1 protein-coding gene is annotated in these 505 nt (G+C 50.9%); it reads left to right on the top strand.

Annotation, left to right across the window (positions count from 1 at the left end):
* On the top strand, positions 1 to 505 hold a 505-nt coding region (locus ACTHUR_RS18755), incomplete at both ends, for an ATP-binding cassette domain-containing protein (RefSeq protein ID WP_440400282.1).

Genomic DNA, 505 nt, shown 5'->3' with positions numbered 1-505 from the left:
CTCAAAACCTTTGACGCCGTTAAAGGCATCAGCCTCAAAATTAAAGAAGGCGAAACATTGGGCGTTGTCGGCGAGTCCGGTTCCGGTAAATCCACGCTGGGCAAAGCCGTCATGCAGATGCTGCCTTATACCGGTCATATCTCCTTTGAAGGCAAAGACCTGAAAAACTATACCGCCGAAGAAGCACGCCGTCTGAAATCGCAACGGCAAATTGTGTTCCAAGATCCGTTCGGTTCGCTTTCTCCGCGTTTAACCGTTGGCGAAATTATTGGCGAAGGTTTGACGGTTCATCATCCCGAGATGACCAAAAAAGAACGTATCCAACGCGTTTTGGAAGTCATGAAGGAAGTGTCCCTGCCGCTTGATGCACTCAATCGTTATCCGCATGAATTTTCCGGCGGCCAGCGTCAGCGTATCGCTATTGCACGCGCCGTTATCCTGCGCCCGAAATTCATCCTTTTGGACGAGCCGACCTCTGCACTTGACCGCTCCGTACAATCCAAAG

It is taken from the genome of Neisseria sp. P0021.S007 (assembly GCF_051956855.1).
This window is presented reverse-complemented; position numbering and strand designations above follow the sequence as displayed.